Annotated in this window: 2 protein-coding genes and 1 pseudogene; 1 reads left to right on the plus strand and 2 read right to left on the minus strand. The window is 64.8% G+C overall.

Annotated elements, in window-relative coordinates:
• Window positions 1-141, minus strand: a pseudogene (locus NKJ28_RS32960) (SDR family NAD(P)-dependent oxidoreductase); the annotation flags it as partial.
• Window positions 83-328: an SDR family NAD(P)-dependent oxidoreductase gene (locus NKJ28_RS32965; RefSeq protein WP_352638606.1), complete on the minus strand. Its 246-nt coding sequence runs from the start codon at window positions 326-328 to the stop codon at window positions 83-85. The pseudogene NKJ28_RS32960 and the gene NKJ28_RS32965, both read right to left, overlap by 59 nt.
• A 94-nt stretch (window positions 329-422) precedes the next feature.
• Between NKJ28_RS32965 and NKJ28_RS32970 the strand changes: the two genes are divergently transcribed.
• Window positions 423-549: MerR family DNA-binding transcriptional regulator (locus NKJ28_RS32970; protein ID WP_502902257.1), on the plus strand; the 127-nt coding region annotated here is incomplete at its 3' end.

Genomic DNA, 549 nt, shown 5'->3' on the forward strand with positions numbered 1-549 from the left:
TGCCTGCTCGGGGCGCTTCAAGGTCGCCGGATCAGCATCAGGGATCGCGAGCGCGTGCAGTGGGGTGTCCATATCGCCGGGGTCAAGCGCGAGGAGCCGGATGCCGTCTGCTTTCGCCTCCTCGTCCCAAATCGCCGTCAGATGGGCAAGAGCGGCCTTGCTCGCGCCGTAGGCGCCCCAGCCGGGATAGCACATTCGCGGCGGTGCGGGCGACGAAGGCGACGCACGCATTCATCGCGGCAAGCTGCCGCACAAACGCCAGTCCGAGGCCGGACGTGCCGCCCGTGACCGCCACGCGAAGTCCCTGAAGTTCGACATTCGCCTGCATTGCCAGTGCTCCTTTAATCCGTATGCCTCTTGGTACAAGTTCAAGTTAACTTGAAGTCAAGCGGGAATTGTGCTTTCGTTCGTGCATGGATTCCATGCTGACCATCACCGACGTGGCGCGGCGCAGCGGCGTCGCATCATCGGCCCTGCGCTTCTACGAGGAGCGCGGGCTGATCGCGTCCGAGCGGGCCGGCTCGGGACACAGACGCTACCCGCGATCCG

It is taken from the genome of Mesorhizobium sp. M0145 (assembly GCF_040322355.1).
Lineage (GTDB): Bacteria > Pseudomonadota > Alphaproteobacteria > Rhizobiales > Rhizobiaceae > Mesorhizobium.

Bases quoted from the DNA above. Each gene is read 5' to 3' on its own strand.
- NKJ28_RS32965 (WP_352638606.1), bottom strand. From the start codon at position 328: ATGCAGGCGAATGTCGAACTTCAGGGACTTCGCGTGGCGGTCACGGGC.